The sequence below is a fragment of the Streptomyces kebangsaanensis genome (assembly GCF_001906585.1).
GTDB lineage: Bacteria > Actinomycetota > Actinomycetes > Streptomycetales > Streptomycetaceae > Streptomyces > Streptomyces kebangsaanensis.
Genome location: NZ_JUJA01000110.1, coordinates 48,763 through 65,504, shown reverse-complemented (window position 1 = coordinate 65,504; position 16,742 = coordinate 48,763). Strand labels below are relative to the sequence as shown.

The following is a 16,742-nucleotide window of genomic DNA, read 5'->3' as shown; positions in this document are numbered from 1 at the left end:
CCCGCCGACACCCACCACAGTGCGGTGGCCGCCTCCGCCAACCGCTCGAACCACTCCCTCCGCCGGGCCAGCATCTCCCGGTGCCGGCCCTGGTACATGAACGCCGTCAGCGCGTCGGTGTCCCGCCACACCGACATGTTGACGATCAGCCAGTCGTCGCCGAGGACGGGTACGTCCGTCGCGTTGCCGGAGTCGTTCCGCAGGCGCCAGACGAAGCCGTCGGCGGCGTCCGCGTCGGCGTTCACCGGGTCGAGCGCGTCGACGAAGTCCTTCAACTGCGGTGATTCCAGAGGGGCTTTGAGGCGGGCGATGTTGACCTGGGCGAGTTCGTACGCGGCGGCAGACGTCATGCCCGCACGGTAGGTCGGCTCCCGGGCGAACGGTACCCCCGTCTCACCCGGCGGTCGGCGAGCGCAGCACCGTCTCCATCACGGCCTTCGCGATCGGCGCCGCCGTACCGCCCCCGCTGATGTCGCCGCGCCGCGCCGACGCGTCCTCCACCACCACGGCGACCGCGACCCTCGCCTCCATGTCGCCCTCGGCCCGGGCCCAGGAGATGCACCAGGCGTACGGAATACCGGAGTTGCCCAGGCCGTGCTGGGCGGTGCCGGTCTTGCCGCCCACCGTGGCACCGGGGATCGCCGCGTTCCGGCCGGTGCCGTCGGTGACCACGCCGGTCATCAGCTCCCGCAGCCGCGCCGCGGTCGTCGGGCGCATCACCTGCCGCACCGGCCGGGAGCCGGCCGTGGACACCGTGCCGCCGCTCCGGCGTGCCGTCCGCTCCACGAGGTAGGGCGCCCGCACCTGCCCGCCGCCGGCGACCGCGGCCGCCACCATCGCCATCTGCAGCGGTGTGGCACGCGTGTTGTACTGCCCGATCGACGACAGTGCGAGCTGTGCCCGGTCCACGTGCGTGTCGAAGGTGCTCGGCGACACCAGGAAGGGGATCCTCAGTCCTTCGTCGTTGAAGCCGAGCCCCTCCGCCGCGGCCCGCATGCGGTCCACCCCCACGTCCACCCCCAGCTTCGCGAACACCGTGTTGCACGACCACTCGAAGGCGTGGCGCAGGGACGCGTTCTCGCAGTGGTCGGCCTCGTTGAGCAGCCGCGTGGTCGTGCCCGGCAGCCGGTACGGGTCCGGCGAGTCGGTCCGCTCGTCCAGATCCGTCACCACGCCCGCGTCCAGCGCCGCCGCCGCGGTGACCACCTTGAACGTCGACCCCGGCGGATACGTCTGCCGCACCGCCCGGTTCAGCATCGGCTGCTCCGGATCACGGCTCAGCCGCTCCCACGCCGCCGCCACCGCCGGCCCGTTCCCGGACAGTTCCGAGGGGTCGTACGACGGCGTGGACACCAGGGCCAGGATCCGCCCCGTCGTCGGCTCGATCGCCGCGACCGCCCCCTTGCGCGGGCCCAGCCCGTCGAACGCGGCCCGCTGCGCGGCCGGGTCGAGGGTCGTCACCACGTTGCCGCCCGAGGGCCGCGCCCGCGTGAGGTCCTGCCACAGCGGGAACCCCGCCAGCAGCGGATCGGTCCCCGCCAGCACACCGTCCTCGGTGTGCTCCAGGAACGTCGTCCCGTACAGCTGCGAGGCGAACCCGGTGACCGGCGCGTACAACGGCCCGTCCGTGTACGTCCGTTCGTAGCGCAGCTGCTCCCCGGTGTCCCTGGAGCCGGTCACCGGCCGGCCGCCGACCAGGATCTCGCCCCGCGGCTGCTGGTAACGGGCGATGGTGGGACGGCGGTTGGCCGGATTCCCGCCGTACGACGGCCCCTGCAGCACCTGCAGCCACGCCGTGTTCACCAGGAGCGCCACCAGCAGCAGGACGCAGAAGGCTGCGGCGTGCCGGATGTGCCGGGTCACCGGACGCCCTCCCGCACGCTCATGGGGCCACCCGCCCGTCGTACTGCCTGCGCGCCACATGGCTCACCCGGATCAGCAGCGCCACGATCGCCCAGTTGGTGACCACCGACGAGCCGCCCTGCGCCAGGAACGGCATCGCCAGGCCGGTCAGCGGGATCAGCCCGGTCACCCCGCCCGCGATCACGAACACCTGGAGCGCCACCAGCGAGGCCAGCCCGACCGCGAGCAGCCGGCCGAAGGGGTCGCGCAGGGCGAGCCCCGCCCGGTAGCCGCGCTCGACGAGCAGGGCGTACAGCAGGAAGACGGCGGCCAGCCCGGCCAGCCCCAGTTCCTCCCCGGCGGTGGCCAGGATGAAGTCCGACTTGACGGCGAAGCCGACCAGGATCGAGTGGCCGTGGCCCAGCCCGGTCCCGGTCACCCCGCCCGCCGCGAACGAGAACAGCGACTGGGCCACCTGCCCCGGCCCCTGACCGGCCTCGATGGACGCGAACGGGTGCAGCCACTCGCCGATCCGGCCGTGCACGTGCGGCTCCAGCCGACCGACCGTGACCGCCCCGGCCACGGCCAGCAGCAGCCCGACCGCGATCCAGCCGGTGCGCCCGGTGGCGACGTACAGCATGACCACGAACAGCCCGAAGAACAGCAGCGAGGTGCCCAGGTCCCGTTCCAGCACCAGCACACCGACGCTCAGCAGCCAGACCGCCACCACCGGCCCGAGCACCCGGCCGGTGGGCAGCTGCAGCCGCCACATCAGCCGCCCCGAGTGCGCCAGCGCGCTGCGGTTGGCGGCCAGGTACGCGGCGAAGAACACCGCCAGCAGCACCTTCGCGAACTCGCCCGGCTGGATGGACAGGCTGCCGAACCGGATCCAGATGCGGGCGCCGTTGACGGCGGGGAAGCAGATGGGCAGCGTGAGCAGCGCGAGGGCCGCGACCACGCAGACGTAGGCGTAGCGCTGGAGCCACCGGTGGTCGCGCAGCACGAGCACCACCAGGATGAACAGCGCCACGCCCAGCGTGGACCACACCAGCTGGGCGGGCGCGGCCTCGTCGCCCGGGGTCTCCAGGTCGAGCCGGTAGATCAGCACCAGGCCCAGCCCGTTGAGCAGCACCCCGATGGGCAGCAGCAGCGGGTCGGCGTACGGCGCCCGCAGCCGCACCACGAGGTGCGCGAGCAGAGCCAGCGCGGCCAGTCCGGCGCCGTAACCGGCGGCCCCGGGCGGGACGGTGCCGTACCTCGCCAGGCCGACGGCGCAGTAGCCGTACACCGGCAGCAGGACGGCGAGCACGATGAGGGCGAGTTCGACACCGCGGCGCCGGGGAAGGCGGACGGCGGGCACGGGCGGGTCCGCCGCTGCCACGGTGGTTCCGGCCTTGGTCATGTCCGGAACCTACCCAAAAGGTGAGGCTTGCCCGTCCTGGCCGTCAACACCAGCGTGGCGGAGGCCAAGTGGTCGCGATGGCGCGCGCCGGGGCCCACGCCCAGGCGCGGTCCGCGAGCAGGTACCACACGCGGCTGCCGTGCACGTCCTGCCCCAGCGTCCTGCAGTAGATCCAGACGACCTCGCCGGGCCGGGCGATCCGCAGCACCCGGCTGCGGAATTCCGGCCGGCTGTGCAGCGCGACCCCGCCGCGGACCGCGACGATGCCCCGGTGGAAGCGCGGGTACCGGTCGCCGTGCGCGCCGGCGTGCTGTGCGGCTGCCCTGTGCGCCTCCGCGCCCGGGCTGCCGTCGGAGCCGCCCGGGGTCCCGCCGCGGCCGTCGCCGGCGACGGCGGGCGCGGCGGCGGCCGTGGTGAGCAGCGCGCCGACGACGGCCGCCAGGGCCAGCCGGGTGAGAGGGGAACGCGGGGACGGCATGGAGGCACCTCCACCTGAGGCAGCGAGGCCCACGGAGGGTGGGCGAAAGCGACTAACCGCAACACTAGGAGCGGCGCGCGCCGGGCGCCCGTCGCACTGGGCCATCGGGGACACGGCTCCTGAGGGGGTGTCAGCGCCGCCGTGCGGGAGCGTACGTGCCCCGGGTGGGACGACTACTCGGTCAGCTCCTCCAGCAGCCGTGCCGTCGACAGCCCCGCCCGCAGGTAGTCGACGAACAGCTCGTTGTGCAGCGCCCAGGGGGAGCGGCGGGCCCGGACCAGCCGGATCGCCTCGTCGGCGGAGCGCCCCTGGTGGATCAGGGCGTGCGCGACGACCAGCCCCGAGCGGTTGTAGCCGGAGTAGCAGCGCACGAGCACCCGGCGGCCCTGCTCCAGCGCGTCACAGGCCGCCCGGGCCAGCCGCATCACGCCCGCGAGCTGGGTCCCGTCCAGCGGTCCGTCGGGTATCGGCCACACATGGTGCTCGACGCCGGGGTCGGGTCCGTGCCCCGGAAGCCTGAGCAGGGTCTGCACAAGATCGAACTCATCGCGTACGACGGCGAGCTCCAGCCGCCCGCCATGCCCCCTGAACTCGTGCCCGCCCATCCACAGGCCGGGCACGATCTCGCTCCACGGGCTGTCCGGAGCCGGTACGTCGGGCTGCTTCCCGCGGGTACGCAACGGCGCCTCCCCAACTCCGCCTCCCACCGTTCCTCAAAGGTAGCCGGGTTCTTGCCCCGGCAGCACCCCGCCTGTTCCCATGGTCGGTGGGGGTGATGGTGCATGAGCGGACACCGCGGACTGCGCGTCATACCGACCTGGCTCCACGGGCAGGAACGGCTCTACGTCTGCCGGGCCGACGGCGGGAACGTCGCCTGGTACGACCGTGAGGCCGCCCGCGTCAACGTCCTCAGCGAGGACGAGCGGGAGGACGTCCTGCAGGCCCTGGGCCCCTTCCTCACGGGCCCGGTGGCGGTGGGCCCGCCCCCGGTCCCCTCCCCGGCCGACCTCGCCCGCCTGAGCCTCCACCCGGACGACGACCTGGCCCCCAACCGTCCCGGCGAGGCCCTGCTGATCGCCCTCGACCGGGACCCCGGCTCCGCGCACCGCCTCCGCCCGGACCCGCGCCGCCGCGCCCTCGCCGCCGAGCAGGCGGTCGGCGAGGTCCTGGACGCCCTGGACGGCGCCGGGTGGCACGTCCTGCACTCGATCCCACTGCCGGGCGGCGACCGCATCCACCACCTGGCGATCGGCCCCGGCGGCCTCTTCGCCGTCCACGCCCTCCAGGCCCGCAAACAGCGCGTCCACATCGCCGACCCCCTGGTCACCGTGGGCCGCCACGACCCGGTCCCCCTCCTCCGCCACCTCCGCACGACGGCCGACCGCGCCTCCTACGCCCTCACGGCCGAGGTCCGCCCCCTCCTGGCCCTGGCGGGCCCGGCCGACCTCCGCGCGGAGGCTCCGCCGAGGGGCGTACGCGTCCTCCAGGACTCGGACCTGGGCTCCCTGTCCCGCCTGGGCGGCGTACTGAAGCCGGCGGACGCGGGGGCCCTGCACGCGACGGCGAGGGACAGGAGGACGTGGGAGCGGGTGTGACGGCGCACGGCCGGGGCGACGCGTGCGCACACTCAAGATTCATACGCCGACGAAGCAGCGTAAACTTCTCAAAAGCGACAAACGGCTCGCGATGACTCGTGACGGACCGCGTGACGAAGCGCGTAATGAATCGCTCCGGAAGGTGCTGCACGTGCGATCCATATGGAACGGCGCCATCTCGTTCGGCCTGGTCAGCATCCCGATCAAGGTCGTGAACGCCACCGAGAGCCACACCGTCCCCTTCCGCCAGATCCACACGGAGGACGGCAGCCGCATCCGCTACCGCAGGGTGTGCGAACTGGAGGACCGCGAAGTCACGCAGGCGGAGATCGGCAGGGCCTACGAGGACGCGGACGGCACCATCATCCCGATCACCGACGAGGACCTGGCCCACCTGCCCCTGCCGACCACGAAGACGATCGACATCGTGGCCTTCCTCCCGGCCGACCGGATCGACCCGCTGCAGGTGGAGCACGCGTACTACCTGGCCGCCGGCGGCGTCCGGGCCGCCAGGCCGTACACCCTCCTGCGGGAGGCCCTCAAGCGCAGCCGGCGGGTGGCGATCGCCAAGCTCGTCCTGGGCGGCCGCGAGCGCCTGTGCATGCTCCGCGTGGTGGACGACGCCATCGCCATGCACAGCCTGCTCTGGCCGGACGAGATCCGCGCCCCCCAGGGCGTGGCCCCGGACGCCGGCGTCACGCTCCGCGACAGGGAACTGGATCTCGCCGGCGCCCTCATGGAGCTCCTCGGCGAGGTCGACCTCGAGGACCTCCACGACGAGTACCGCAAGGCCCTGGAGAAGGTCATCGCCGCCAAGGCCGCCGGCGAGGCGCTCCCCGAGGCCCCCGGGCCCGCCTCCGGCGGCAGGATCCTCGACCTGATGACCGCCCTGGAGAAGAGCGTCCGCGCGGCCAGACGGTCCAGGGGCGAGGAGGTGGACGAGGAGACCGCGGCGGAGATGCCGGAGAAGCCGGCGGCCGCGACGAGGGAACGGGCCTCCCAGTCCACACAGCCCGCGAAGAAGGCCCCGGCGAAGAAGGCCCTGGCGAAGAAGACGGCGGCGAAGAAGACGGCGGCGCGCAAACGCACGGTGTGAGGGCGCCCCTCCCCGCACGCCTCTCGCCCCTCGCCCTCTGCCGCACGCGCCGCAGCGCCGGCACGGCGTTGTGCCCCCAAACCCGAAGGAGTCGCTGCGCACGAGACCCCCGTCCTCGGGCAGGGCGCGCGGAGCGCCCGTCCCCGCGTCGAGCCCGATCTCCTCGTCGACCTCCGCGCACCCCACGGTGGGCGGCACGACCCCGTGGTGCGGGCTCGGCGCGGCGGCGAGAGGGCCTCCACCCCGCCCGCCGCGACGAGGGCCCCTCCACGGTGGCCGTGGCGTGCGCGTCGACGTGGACGTGGACGGCGTCCACGACGTGCCCGTCGGCGTCCGGCACCGCCCGCCCGGACGCCGGGCGCGACGAGGGGCAGATGTGACCCGCACCGCGCGCATAACTAAGGTGATCCGTATGGTGCTCTTCACTCCGGCCTTCGCCCGACCGCTCCCCTTGTCGAAGCAACTCGCTTTACTGAAGAGTGAGTTGTGCGCGCTTGACGCCGCGGCGCACACAGGCGGTGCCGTGTGAACAAGCCGCTGAGACGCATAGCCGTCTTCTGCGGACTCCTGATGCTCGCGCTGCTGCTCCGGGCCAACTGGCTGCAGTACCTGCGGGCCGACGAACTGGCCGCCGACGAAGAGAACCGACGTGTGCTGATCAGCCAGTACGCGGTGCCGCGCGGCGACATCGTCGTGGGTGGCCAGTCGATCACGGGTTCCGTGAAGGCGGACGGCTCGGACCTCAAGTACAAGCGCACGTACAAGAACGGCCCCATGTACGCGCCGGTCACCGGATACGCCTCCCAGGCCGTGGGCATGAGCCTGCTGGAGAAGACGTACGACAGCGTGCTCAGCGGCCGGGACGACCGGCTGGCGTTCCAGCGGTTCACGGACGTCGTCACCGGCAAGGAACGACGCGGCGGGGACGTCGTCACGACGATCGACCCCAAGGCGCAGGAGGCCGGGTACAAGGGGCTCGTCGAGCTCGGCGCCCGCGGCTCGGTGGTGGCGCTCGACCCGCGGACGGGCAAGGTGCTCGCCCTCGTCTCGGCGCCCTCCTACGACCCCTCGTCCTTCGCCGGGAACCTGCTCAAGGAGAGCGACCGGTTCGTGGCGCTCGACGCCGACAAGGCCAAGCCGCTGGCCAACCGCGCGCTGCGGGAGACCTTTCCCCCCGGCTCCACGTTCAAGATCCTCACCGCGGCCGCCGCGTTGGAGCACGGCGTGGTGACCGACGTCGACGCCTCCTCGGACGCGGTGTCGCCGTACCCCCTGCCGCAGTCGACCAACAGGATCGGCAGCCAGGCCGGGGACGCCGTCTGCGACAAGGCCTCGCTGAAGACCGCCATGCAGTACTCCTGCAACAACGTCTTCCTCGACGCGGCCGTGAAACTCGGCCAGGACCGGATGCGCGAGACGGCCGAGAAGTTCGGGTTCAACGAGGACGTCTACTCCTCCGCCCTCGGCGACCTGAAGGCCACCGCGAGCCAGTACCCGCGAGACCTGGACGCGCCGGGAACCGCGCTGACCGGCATGGGACAGGGCAGCCTCACCAGCACCCCCATGCAGATGGCCATGGTGACCGCCGCGCTGGTCAACGACGGCAAGGTGATGCAGCCCTACATCGTCGACGAGGTACGGTCCCCCGATCTCAGCACGCTGCAGAAGAACGAGCCCCAGGTGATGAGCCAGGCCGTCTCCTCCGGCACGGCCGCGAAGGTCCGCGAGATGATGGAGCACACCGCCAAGGAGGGCAGCGCCAAGAGGGCCCTGATCGACGGCGTCACCGTGGGCGGCAAGACCGGAACGGCGCAGCGCGGCGTGGACGTCCGCGAGCAGGTTCCCTACGGCTGGTTCGTCTCGTACGGCGTGAAGCCCGACGGCCGGTCCGTGGCCGTGGCCGTCTTCATCGACCCCACCGCCATGGACATCTCCCGCGAGGACATCTCCGGCGGCAACCTGGCCGCCCCCATCGCGCGGAGCGTCATGAAGGCCGTCCTGCGGGACTGACCGGGAAGAGGAGTCCCCGGCGCTCTCCGCGCCGGGGAGCCGGCCCCCGCCGCACGAAGCCGGCCTCGGGAAACGAGGGAACAGCCATCGGCGCCAAGCGGTGATCTCGTTCGAAGAAGGACCCCGGCGCAGTGATCGCCGGGGTCCTTCGACCGGGTTGAAGCCGATGAGCAGGGCGTCGATGCGGTCGGCCGCCATGACCCGATGGCGTGGGTCTGCTTCAGCCGGGTCGGTTTCTCGCCGCCCGCGCCCGATCCTGGCGTGCGCTCAAGTCGTGCGGCTCGGCGGCCGGAGGGCGCCGTGTACCCACCAGGCGCAGGCGTAAAGGATGAATGCGCAGGCCAGTGCGGTGCCGCCGCCCGTCGCCCAGTCCGAGAGAACCGCCTCCACCGTCTGTTGCGCGGTTGCCTGGTCGGCTGTTGCGGGTTCGCCCCGGTAGTACTCCAGGGTGTGCGTGTTGGCCACGGCACCGGTGAGGGCGGCAACGGTCGACACCGCTACGACGCTCCAGCGGGTCGCTGCCGAAAGTCCGGCCTGGCCGGTGTTGCCGGCCGGGGCCCGGTGCCGACGGTGCCACAGGTGCACCACGACGGCGATCAGGCCCCCGGCCGTGCTGACGTGCTGGACCAGCCGCGCCACTGTGAGGTCCCCCGTGAGGGGGGACCGCAGGACGCTCAGGTGAGTGACCAGGTAGCCGTCCCCGTGGGTGAAGGAGTCCCACAGCAGATGGGTCAGGATGCCGATCAGGGCGGACAGCAGCACCCAGCCCGCCCGGCGCGGGCCGTTGCCGCCGCCGCGATCGGCCGTACCTGCCGGGGAGAGCCGGGCGGGCAGCAGGGCGACGGCCGGGCGGCGCACGAGCCGGTACAGCGCCAGGAGCGCCAGAGCGAAAGGCCCCGACACGGCGACGCCGGACAGGGTGTGGGAGACGGTGGCGTTGAGGAACGGCTCGTACCAGGACTGGGCGCTCACCGGTATGCGGGCGGCGGCGAGGAAGTACGGCGCGTCCGGAGCCATGGCTCCGCAGACCAGGGCGGCCGGTGAGAACGGGTGGCGCAGCAACGGCAGCACGGCTGCGGGGTGGGACAGCGTGAACGGCATCGAGGAGCCTCTTCCGTGTCGGCGCGGGCCGTGGCGACGGTCGCCGGGTGCGGTCGGGCATGGAGCGGCACACGCGGCCCCACAAGTCGAGCAGCTAAATATGTTCTCCGAGACTATATGTCGGGTGACTGACTATGCTGCACCGGCAGCACGAAGTCGCTCCCGAGGTGCGGAGGGCGGCCGGTGGAAGGGTGCGTCAGTGCCGGCCGGACCGGCCGCGGAGGCGGAGCGCGTGCGCGGAGCCGGCCAACGCGCCGGCCAGCGGCACCGCGGCGGCGGTCCCCAGGGTGGGAAGCAGGAGACCCCAGGCTCCCGTGGTGCAGGCGTGGGCGAGGAACAGCGGGCAGGCCGCGGCTGTCGCAGCCGTCTCGGCCAGCCCCGGGGACATCGACCGCAGAGCCTGCGCCAGGCCGGTGACCGCGAGGACGAGCAGGGGCCACAGGCCGTAGTCGGTGCTGACCGGGAGTACGCCCGCGTACATCGCGGTGACGGGCAGCCACGCGGCGGCGGCCATCGCGCCGGCCGTGGCACACGGCCCGGTCCCCGGCCGCAGATCGGGCGGACAGGCCACCACGACCAAGGCGGTGAGAAGCGCCATGACGGGGGTGACGATGGGGTCACCGAACGCGGGACCGCTGACGACAGCCGCGACGGCCAGCCCCGCCAGTCCGGTGGCGAGCGCGATCACACCCGCACGCCACCGCCCCGTCAGCGCTGTGACGGCCCCGACGAAGACCAGTGCCGAAGCGAGCAGGAGCGCGCTCCAGGCGTCGGCGTCGATCCGCACGGGCGCCGGCGAGGCGACCGCCCCGGCATACCAGCGGCTCAGATGAATGCCACAGTAGGCCGCCGCCGCACCCACCGCCAACGGCGCCGCGCGCGCCAGCAGTCGTCCGGCGGCCGTCGCGGAGCTCAGGCCGAGCCTCATCCGCACCGCGTGAGCGGCGATGTCCGCAGCCTCCCGAAACCTGCCCGAGGCAGAGACTTCCGCCGCTGTCTGCTGATAGACGGCAAGGATCTCCTCACCGCACTCCATGCGGTACCGCCGCGGATACAGGCGCAGAACCAGCCCGATCACGCCCGCGTCACCGCCGCCCCGGAGATGCCCAGCCGCCGGGTGGCCTCACGGGCCGTCGACGCCATCCGCTCCGCCGCCACCGCCAGCCTCTCCCGCCCCAGCGGCGCCAAGGCGTAGACCTTGCGGGCCCGCCCGTCGACGACCTCCTCACGGTGCACCTCGATCAGCCCGTCCTTCAGCAGTCGGTCGAGGGCGCCGTAGAGGGTGCCGGTGCGCAGGGCCACCCGGCCGCCGGAGAGCGCCTTCACCTCCTGGGCGATGGCATAACCATGCCGTGGCTCATCCGCCAGAGCCGTCAGTATCAAAAGGGTCGGCTCCTGCAACACGCGCTCACTCATCCAGCCAACATATGTCGCCCGGCGGCCTGTCAACAATGCCGACGCGGCACCACTCGTCCGGGGCTCACCGTTCCCCGTCCTCGTCGGTGTCAGCGGAGGCCGGGTCGCGCAGCGGGCGCGGGCCGCCGCCGGCCGGGGCGGTGGCGCGGACGCGCGTACGGAGGCGGACTCGGCGTACGGTCGGCCCGCGCCTAGGCTGCCGCGTATGCAGGTGCTGACCGTCCTCGACGAAGCGGTGGCCGTTCTCAAGGCCCCCCTGGGGGAAGAAGACCGCGCGCAGGGCTGGACCGACGACCTCCGGCGGGAGGTGCAGGAGGAGATCTCGAGGGACCGCTCGGAGCTGCGCCGCCACGGGATGGGCCTGGTGCGGTACCTGCGTCCCCGCCTCGACGAATGGATGGAGTACGAGGGCGTGCGGCCGGGACGACTGCGGGACCTGGTGTCCGACGTGCAGCGTCGGCTCGTGGACGCGCGGAGCGAGGCCCGGGACGGCGACCGCTGACGGCGCCGTGAAAGCTCCGGCGTCGTACGCGCTGCCCGCTAGGCGGCCTTCTGCGAGGCGGCGGCGTCGGGGCGCAGGTCGTCGAGGGTGAGCTGGTGCGCCGGGGGCTCGGGCAGGACGACGCGGTGGGTGGTGCGCAGGTCGGAACCGGCGTGGAGCAGTTCGCCCGCCTCCATCAGGCGCCAGTGCGGGTTGTCGTCCATGCGCTCGCTGGCCACGACGACGGAGGGACGGCCGGCCAGACCGGCGGAGTGCACGCGCATCCGCCCGTGGCTGCCGCTGTGGTCGAGGTGCCCGGTCCCGTGCTGACCGCCCGCCGGGCGCTCGAGGACGTACAGCTCGTGCGTGCCCGGGTAGCGCAGCGCCCACAGCCGGTCGGGGGTGGTGAGGACGAGGTTGAGGGCGTACACGGGCAGGTTCCGGGAGACCCACCGCGCGGCGTGCGCGACACCGGCCCCGACGTCACCGCCGTGGTCGCGGATCTCCCGGGTGACGAGGGCGAAGAGCCGCTCCGAGTCGGTGTCGCCCCTGACCAGCGCCCGGTCCGCACCCAGGTGGTCGTCGAGCGCGTCGAGTCCCTCGACGACCCCGTTGTGCGCGAACAGCCGCCCCTCCTGCTCGAAGGGGTGCGTGTTCCGGACGTCCAGACTGCCGGTCGAGGCGAACCGTACATGGGCGAGGAAGGTAGCCGACTCCACCTCCCGCGCGTCCTCGGCGAACGCCCGGTCCTCGTAGGCGGCGATCGGCGCCTTGTCCACGTGCGGGGTGCCGTCCGCTGCGAAGTACCCCAGCCCGGTGCCGTCGGGCTCCCGGTGGCTCTGCCGGCTGAGGCTGTCGGGGGCCTCCAACAGCCAGAAGGTGGCGTAGGCGCGCCGCGGGGCGCTGCTGAGTCCGAACAGGCGGCACATCGGGTACCTCCGTGGATGGTCGGGCGCCCCGGGCCGACGGCGGCCCACCCGCGACCAGCGAGGACTCGCACCCGGCGACACCGCACCGCGCGACGGGACGTATCCCGGAGTTCCCCGTCACGAGGCCGCGAACCGGGCGGACCGGAGACCTCCCGGACCTCACGTTCGCGTCCGGGCGCCGCATCTGAGCAACGGCTGCTTGAAGACCTGCTGCCCATGCCAGTGCAGGTACCTCGGATCGACGGTGGGCCGGCCGGGCCGGGGGGTCGCGACCGGCTTTCCGTGGAGAGCGTCTATGGTCTGTCCGGCCGCGCTCCGGGCCACGTACAGCTGGGACACCTGTATGCGGAGGTCGGGCAGCAGTCCCAGCACGCCGAGGTCGAAGAGCGTGTGGTGCAGGGAGCACAGCGCCAGCCCGTTGCTCACCTCGTCCGGCCCGTCCTGACTGTGCCATCGCACGTGGGCGGCCTCCAGGCCGACCGGATTCCGGCCGAGCGCGCCGTCGAACCCGCAGAACGCACAGGCGTACGCGTAGGCGTGGAGGACCTCCTCGGCGAACCCCGCCCGCCGCTTTCGCTGCTTCTTCACCGAGGGGACGTACACCACCTCGCCCAGCCCTGCCGGGTCCAGGCCGACGGCGTCGCAGACGGGTGCCTCCAAGGCCGGTGTGAAGTGCTGTTCCAGCAGCAGCCGGACGGTCGCGGCCAACGTGCCCGGGTCCGCAAGCAGCGCCTCGGCCTCGGGGCGCAGCCTGCCGTGGGCGCCGTTTTTCCGCAGCCAGGTGCCGCGCTCCGGGGCGTCCGGACCGATGGCTTGCCCGTCGTGACCGCGCAGATCCCACAGCTCGCGCTCCAGGTGCACGAACGGCATCGCGGCCCGGTCCCGAGTGCGTGAACGGCTCGTCAGAGCTGGGCCGAAGTCGTTGATGAGGCGGCTGACGGGCGCTTCCGCCTCGTCGTACGTGACCGCAGTACCGCCCGACGCGACGAACCGTCCCAACAGCCACAGCACGAGGAGAGGCTTGTGCGGCGCTCGGCGGTTTCCTACGCGCGCCCGCCGCATTCCGGACAGCGCGCCCATGAGCTCGTCTCGCGTCATCACGTGCACACCCTGCCATCCGGCAGACCGGTCCGGGAGCCCGAGGCCCGCAGCCGAGGCCGTCCCCGCACGGCGGACAGCAGACACGTACCCCCTGGTGGAAGCGGCGATTTGGCGCGCGCCTGTAGGCGGAAAACTTCTCCAGGACACGGCTCCCCAGGGGGCTTGCCTCCCCGAGTCATTCCAGCGGATCGGATCAGGGTTCTCGTGCCTCGCCCGGATCGTGTTCCTCGTCCGTCAACGACGGTCCACACCGGGTGACTTGGTTCGCGGGTGGTAGGGTCGCGCTCTTCGCCAGGGGCGCTTGGCGGAGTCCCGCGGTAGGTACCTGCCATGCTTGATCCCCTCGGCTTTGATCCGTACGCGATGTGGCGGCGCGCACTGGCTCAGGTGGACGACGCCTTCGCGTCACCCCCGACGCTCGATCGCCCGGTGGGAGGGTGCACCCACTGCACGCCGGAGTCGGAACTGCGCGTGCTCGGCGGCGATCCCTCCGCGGTACCGGACGACCTCCTGGGTCACTTCATGCGCGAAGTCGTCGATCACTGGGACGCGGACCAGTACCCGGTCCTGTGGCGCCGCCTCATACCCCGTGCCCTGCGCGCCTGGGGCACGGCCGGCCAAAGCGTCGACCTCGCCGGCGTCGACCTCGCCCTGGAACTCGGCCGTCTCGGCCACGACGGAGCCCGGCTCGTCGACTGGCCGGCGCCCGAACGCACCGCGGTCGAGCAGGCCCTCCGGGCTCTGGTGGCCATAGCCGTGACCGACGGCCGATCCGCTGGGGAGGTCGCCGAACTCATCGAAGGGACAGCCGCCGCAACGGGCGGCCTGGAGCCGTGGCTCGGATACATCGCGGGGCTCTTCGGCCCCGAGGCAGACGCCGGCCTCGTCCGACTGGCGGTCGACTGGGGCACCGATCTCCTCTGGGAAGACTTCCGGTTCTCGTGGTGGTACGACGGTGACCCCCGGACCGTGGCCGACTGGCTCGTGACCCAGCACGGCCGCGTAGAGGCCTTTGCCATCCAGCACCCACGGTGCAAGAACGCGGCAGACGCACTGGTCGCGATCGCCCGTCTGCGAGAAGGCCGTGAAAGCGCGTGGTTGTACCCGTGCGCCCTGCCCGAGCTGATCGCCGTCCTCACTTCATAGCGCCTGAGCACCGCTCCGCTCCGTAAGTCCGTTCCGTGGGACGTGTACGACCCGACGGGAGCCTCGGCCGGCGGGGGAGCGGTCACTCGCGTACGTGTGCTTCCGCTGACACGGCGATGACCAGGAAGCCGCGTGTGAAGCGGAGCGTCCCTTGCCAGGTCTCCGTTTTGTCGTCGTTGTGTCACTGCGCAAAACGCCCGCAACCGGACCGTCGGCGGTCTCGTGTTCCCGGGTACCGGCGACTGGCGCCGGGCGGACACGGGGGAGCCACGATGGCAAGGACAACGACACGGCGCGCCGCAGCACTTCTGGTTCTTCTGCCGGTGGCGGGCGGACTGCTCACGGGCTGCGGGCGGACGGACAAGGCGGCGGACACACCGACGGGGACCGGCACCCGTGCCACCGCATCGGCCGCGGCCGGCTCACCTTCCAGTGCCCCCGCCACCCGTGACCGGACCAAGTCCGACGACAGCCAGGCCGACGGCCTGCGGGTCAACTCCGGCCCCTACGGGCCGGACACGTGCAAGCCGGGGTACGTGTGGCGGGAGGCGGTGCCCGGCGACCGGGTCTGCGTCACCCCCGCCACCCGTGACCGGGCCAGGTACGACAACAGCCAGGCCGCCAACCGGCGACTCGGCTACGGCGCCTACGGGCCGGACACGTGCAAGCAGGGGTACGTGTGGCGGGAGGCCGTGCCCAGTGACCGGGTCTGTGTCACCCCCGCCACCCGTGCCCAGGTCAAGGAGGACAACGCCTTTGCCGGCGGTCGGCGAGCTTCGGCCTGCATCTTCAACGACGGCGTCACCTACGACAAGAAGTACGTCGCCGTCGGAAGCAACCCCACTCGGTACCGGTACTTCCGCAGCCCCTATCTGGGCGCGCGCTGGGACGAATGCGCCCACACCGTCACCCTCTACATCGGAGGGGACGCCACCGCCACCCACTACAACCTCAGGGTGGACAAGCGGCAGCGCGAACTCACGGGTACCGACGGACCGCGGCGGTACACCATGAAGGACTCGGAATTCACGGGGGGAACCCACGACCTCGTGATCCAGTCCTGCAAGCGCGGCGGCCTGTTCCAGTCCTCCACCTGCACCAACTGGTCGCCGACCGTCCGGCTCGCGGTCCACGTCGGAACCAACGCGCAGTGAGCGTCACTTCGGAACCGCCCTGGCGGTGATCAGGGGCGCGGCGGCTCGCCCATGGCCGTGAGCTGCAGTCGCAGGGCCAGTCGTCGGCGGGGTGAGGAGAGGTCGACCGGGGCCGTCTCCTGGAGCTTGCGGAGTCGGTAGCGCAGGGTGTTGGGGTGGATCCGGAGGAAGCGTGCGGCGCTCTGGGGGTCGCCGAAGTGGTCCAGCCAGGCCGCGAGGGTCGCGAGGTACGGGGTGCCGTGTTCCTCGTCGTGGGCGCGCAGCGCGGCGAGCGGGCCGCCGAGCAGGCCGGTGCCGGCCCCGACGGCGGCCTTGGCGCGCTCGACGACGACCGCGTCCCAGGCGTCCTCCATCAGCACGGTCCCTGTGCCGTGGGCGAGGGGGAATCGGCCGGCGGCGATCAGCCGGTGGAGTTCGACGGCCTCCGCCGTGGAGCGCGGCAGCTGGTCGGGGGCGTGGGCGGGGCGGCCCACCGCGGCGTACAGGCCGGGGTCGTGCGCGCGCGTTTCGGCGAGTACCTGCCGGAGCCAGCGGAGGGTGCCCGCGCCGGCGTCGGCCGGGGTGCCGGGTGGGACCCGCCGCCTGCCCGGTGGCCGTTCGGTGACCAGGGCGAACAGCAGCCCGTCGAGGTCGGCGAGCAGGGGCTGGTGCCAGCCGAAGCGGCGCGCGACCGACTCCCACAGGTCCAGTTGTCTGCGTACGGCTTCGGTCCCACCGGCTCCACCGGCGGTGTCGGTCGTACCGGTCGATCCGAAGGCCACCACCCGCCAGGGGCCCTCCGGCAGCGCGACCGCCGCTCCCGGTCCCCGGTCCGGGACAGTGCCTTCGCGCAGTGCCGCCCGCAGCTGCCCGGCCGACACCCGCCGTGCGATGTCGGCCTCGGCGCGCAGCCGCAGCAGGTGCAGGGCCAGGACGGAGGCCACGTCGCCGAGCTCGCGGATGCGTTCCGGGGCGACCGGCGACCTGACCACGGCCCAGATCGAGCCGAGCC

17 protein-coding genes are annotated in these 16,742 nt (G+C 72.7%); 6 read left to right on the top strand and 11 right to left on the bottom strand.

Translation table 11 applies throughout. The annotated features are described in order from the left end of the window. From RH94_RS16120 to RH94_RS16100, 5 genes are all read right to left on the bottom strand, one after another. Positions 1 to 350, bottom strand: a 350-nt coding sequence (locus RH94_RS16120; RefSeq protein ID WP_234425809.1) for a DUF3291 domain-containing protein, incomplete at its 3' end; no start/stop codon positions are given. 43 nt (positions 351 to 393) lie between these two features. After that, complete coding sequence (locus RH94_RS16115) at positions 394 to 1,863, bottom strand: penicillin-binding transpeptidase domain-containing protein (protein ID WP_107428734.1); 1,470 nt, start codon at positions 1,861 to 1,863, stop codon at positions 394 to 396. 19 nt (positions 1,864 to 1,882) lie between these two features. Then, the gene (locus RH94_RS16110; protein ID WP_073948272.1) at positions 1,883 to 3,244 is read right to left on the bottom strand and encodes an FtsW/RodA/SpoVE family cell cycle protein; all 1,362 of its coding nucleotides are present in this window, start codon (positions 3,242 to 3,244) and stop codon (positions 1,883 to 1,885) included. A 43-nt stretch (positions 3,245 to 3,287) separates the two neighbouring features. Next, positions 3,288 to 3,722 carry a hypothetical protein gene (locus RH94_RS16105; RefSeq protein WP_073948271.1) on the bottom strand — a complete coding sequence of 145 codons (435 nt, stop codon included), beginning with the start codon at positions 3,720 to 3,722 and terminating at the stop codon, positions 3,288 to 3,290. A 173-nt stretch (positions 3,723 to 3,895) separates the two neighbouring features. Continuing rightward, positions 3,896 to 4,402 (bottom strand): protein-tyrosine phosphatase family protein, encoded by a 507-nt coding sequence (locus RH94_RS16100; protein WP_073948270.1) that lies wholly within the window; start codon positions 4,400 to 4,402, stop codon positions 3,896 to 3,898. Positions 4,403 to 4,504: 102 nt separating this feature from the next. Here RH94_RS16100 and RH94_RS16095 point away from each other — a divergent pair, with 102 nt between their 5' ends. From RH94_RS16095 to RH94_RS16085, 3 genes are all read left to right on the top strand, one after another. After that, entirely contained in the window at positions 4,505 to 5,317 is an 813-nt protein-coding gene (locus tag RH94_RS16095; protein WP_073948269.1) for a nuclease-related domain-containing protein, read from the top strand. A 151-nt stretch (positions 5,318 to 5,468) separates the two neighbouring features. Further along, positions 5,469 to 6,413 carry a non-homologous end joining protein Ku gene (gene ku, locus RH94_RS16090; RefSeq protein ID WP_073948302.1) on the top strand — a complete coding sequence of 315 codons (945 nt, stop codon included), beginning with the start codon at positions 5,469 to 5,471 and terminating at the stop codon, positions 6,411 to 6,413. Positions 6,414 to 6,938: 525 nt separating this feature from the next. Continuing rightward, positions 6,939 to 8,423 carry a peptidoglycan D,D-transpeptidase FtsI family protein gene (locus tag RH94_RS16085; RefSeq protein WP_073948268.1) on the top strand — a complete coding sequence of 495 codons (1,485 nt, stop codon included), beginning with the start codon at positions 6,939 to 6,941 and terminating at the stop codon, positions 8,421 to 8,423. A 267-nt stretch (positions 8,424 to 8,690) separates the two neighbouring features. Here the strand turns inward: RH94_RS16085 and RH94_RS16080 are convergent, their stop codons facing one another. From RH94_RS16080 to RH94_RS16070, 3 genes are all read right to left on the bottom strand, one after another. Beyond that, a complete protein-coding gene (locus tag RH94_RS16080) occupies positions 8,691 to 9,524 on the bottom strand; it encodes a DUF4184 family protein (RefSeq protein ID WP_073948267.1) in 834 nt (277 codons plus the stop codon). Positions 9,525 to 9,720: 196 nt separating this feature from the next. Next, positions 9,721 to 10,452, bottom strand: coding sequence for a hypothetical protein (locus RH94_RS16075; protein ID WP_143204024.1), 732 nt, complete (start codon positions 10,450 to 10,452; stop codon positions 9,721 to 9,723). A gap of 146 nt (positions 10,453 to 10,598) precedes the next feature. After that, on the bottom strand, positions 10,599 to 10,940 hold the full coding sequence (locus RH94_RS16070; RefSeq protein ID WP_073948265.1) for a PadR family transcriptional regulator: 342 nt from the start codon (positions 10,938 to 10,940) through the stop codon (positions 10,599 to 10,601). A 205-nt stretch (positions 10,941 to 11,145) separates the two neighbouring features. Here RH94_RS16070 and RH94_RS16065 point away from each other — a divergent pair, with 205 nt between their 5' ends. After that, positions 11,146 to 11,442, top strand: a complete 297-nt coding sequence (locus RH94_RS16065; RefSeq protein ID WP_073948264.1) for a hypothetical protein — start codon at positions 11,146 to 11,148, stop codon at positions 11,440 to 11,442. 38 nt (positions 11,443 to 11,480) lie between these two features. On the opposite strand, the gene RH94_RS16060 is transcribed toward RH94_RS16065, so the two are convergent. Then, the gene (locus RH94_RS16060) at positions 11,481 to 12,350 is read right to left on the bottom strand and encodes a class II glutamine amidotransferase (protein ID WP_073948263.1); all 870 of its coding nucleotides are present in this window, start codon (positions 12,348 to 12,350) and stop codon (positions 11,481 to 11,483) included. 159 nt (positions 12,351 to 12,509) lie between these two features. Then, positions 12,510 to 13,448, bottom strand: a complete 939-nt coding sequence (locus RH94_RS16055) for a phosphorothioated DNA-binding restriction endonuclease (RefSeq protein WP_234425807.1) — start codon at positions 13,446 to 13,448, stop codon at positions 12,510 to 12,512. A gap of 333 nt (positions 13,449 to 13,781) precedes the next feature. Between RH94_RS16055 and RH94_RS16050 the strand changes: the two genes are divergently transcribed. Next, the gene (locus tag RH94_RS16050) at positions 13,782 to 14,597 is read left to right on the top strand and encodes a hypothetical protein (RefSeq protein ID WP_073948262.1); all 816 of its coding nucleotides are present in this window, start codon (positions 13,782 to 13,784) and stop codon (positions 14,595 to 14,597) included. Between the two features lie 272 nt (positions 14,598 to 14,869). After that, positions 14,870 to 15,751: a hypothetical protein gene (locus RH94_RS39670; protein ID WP_143204023.1), complete on the top strand. Its 882-nt coding sequence runs from the start codon at positions 14,870 to 14,872 to the stop codon at positions 15,749 to 15,751. A 29-nt stretch (positions 15,752 to 15,780) separates the two neighbouring features. Here the strand turns inward: RH94_RS39670 and RH94_RS41410 are convergent. Continuing rightward, positions 15,781 to 16,742, bottom strand: a 962-nt coding sequence (locus RH94_RS41410) for a PucR family transcriptional regulator (RefSeq protein WP_199880972.1), incomplete at its 5' end; no start/stop codon positions are given.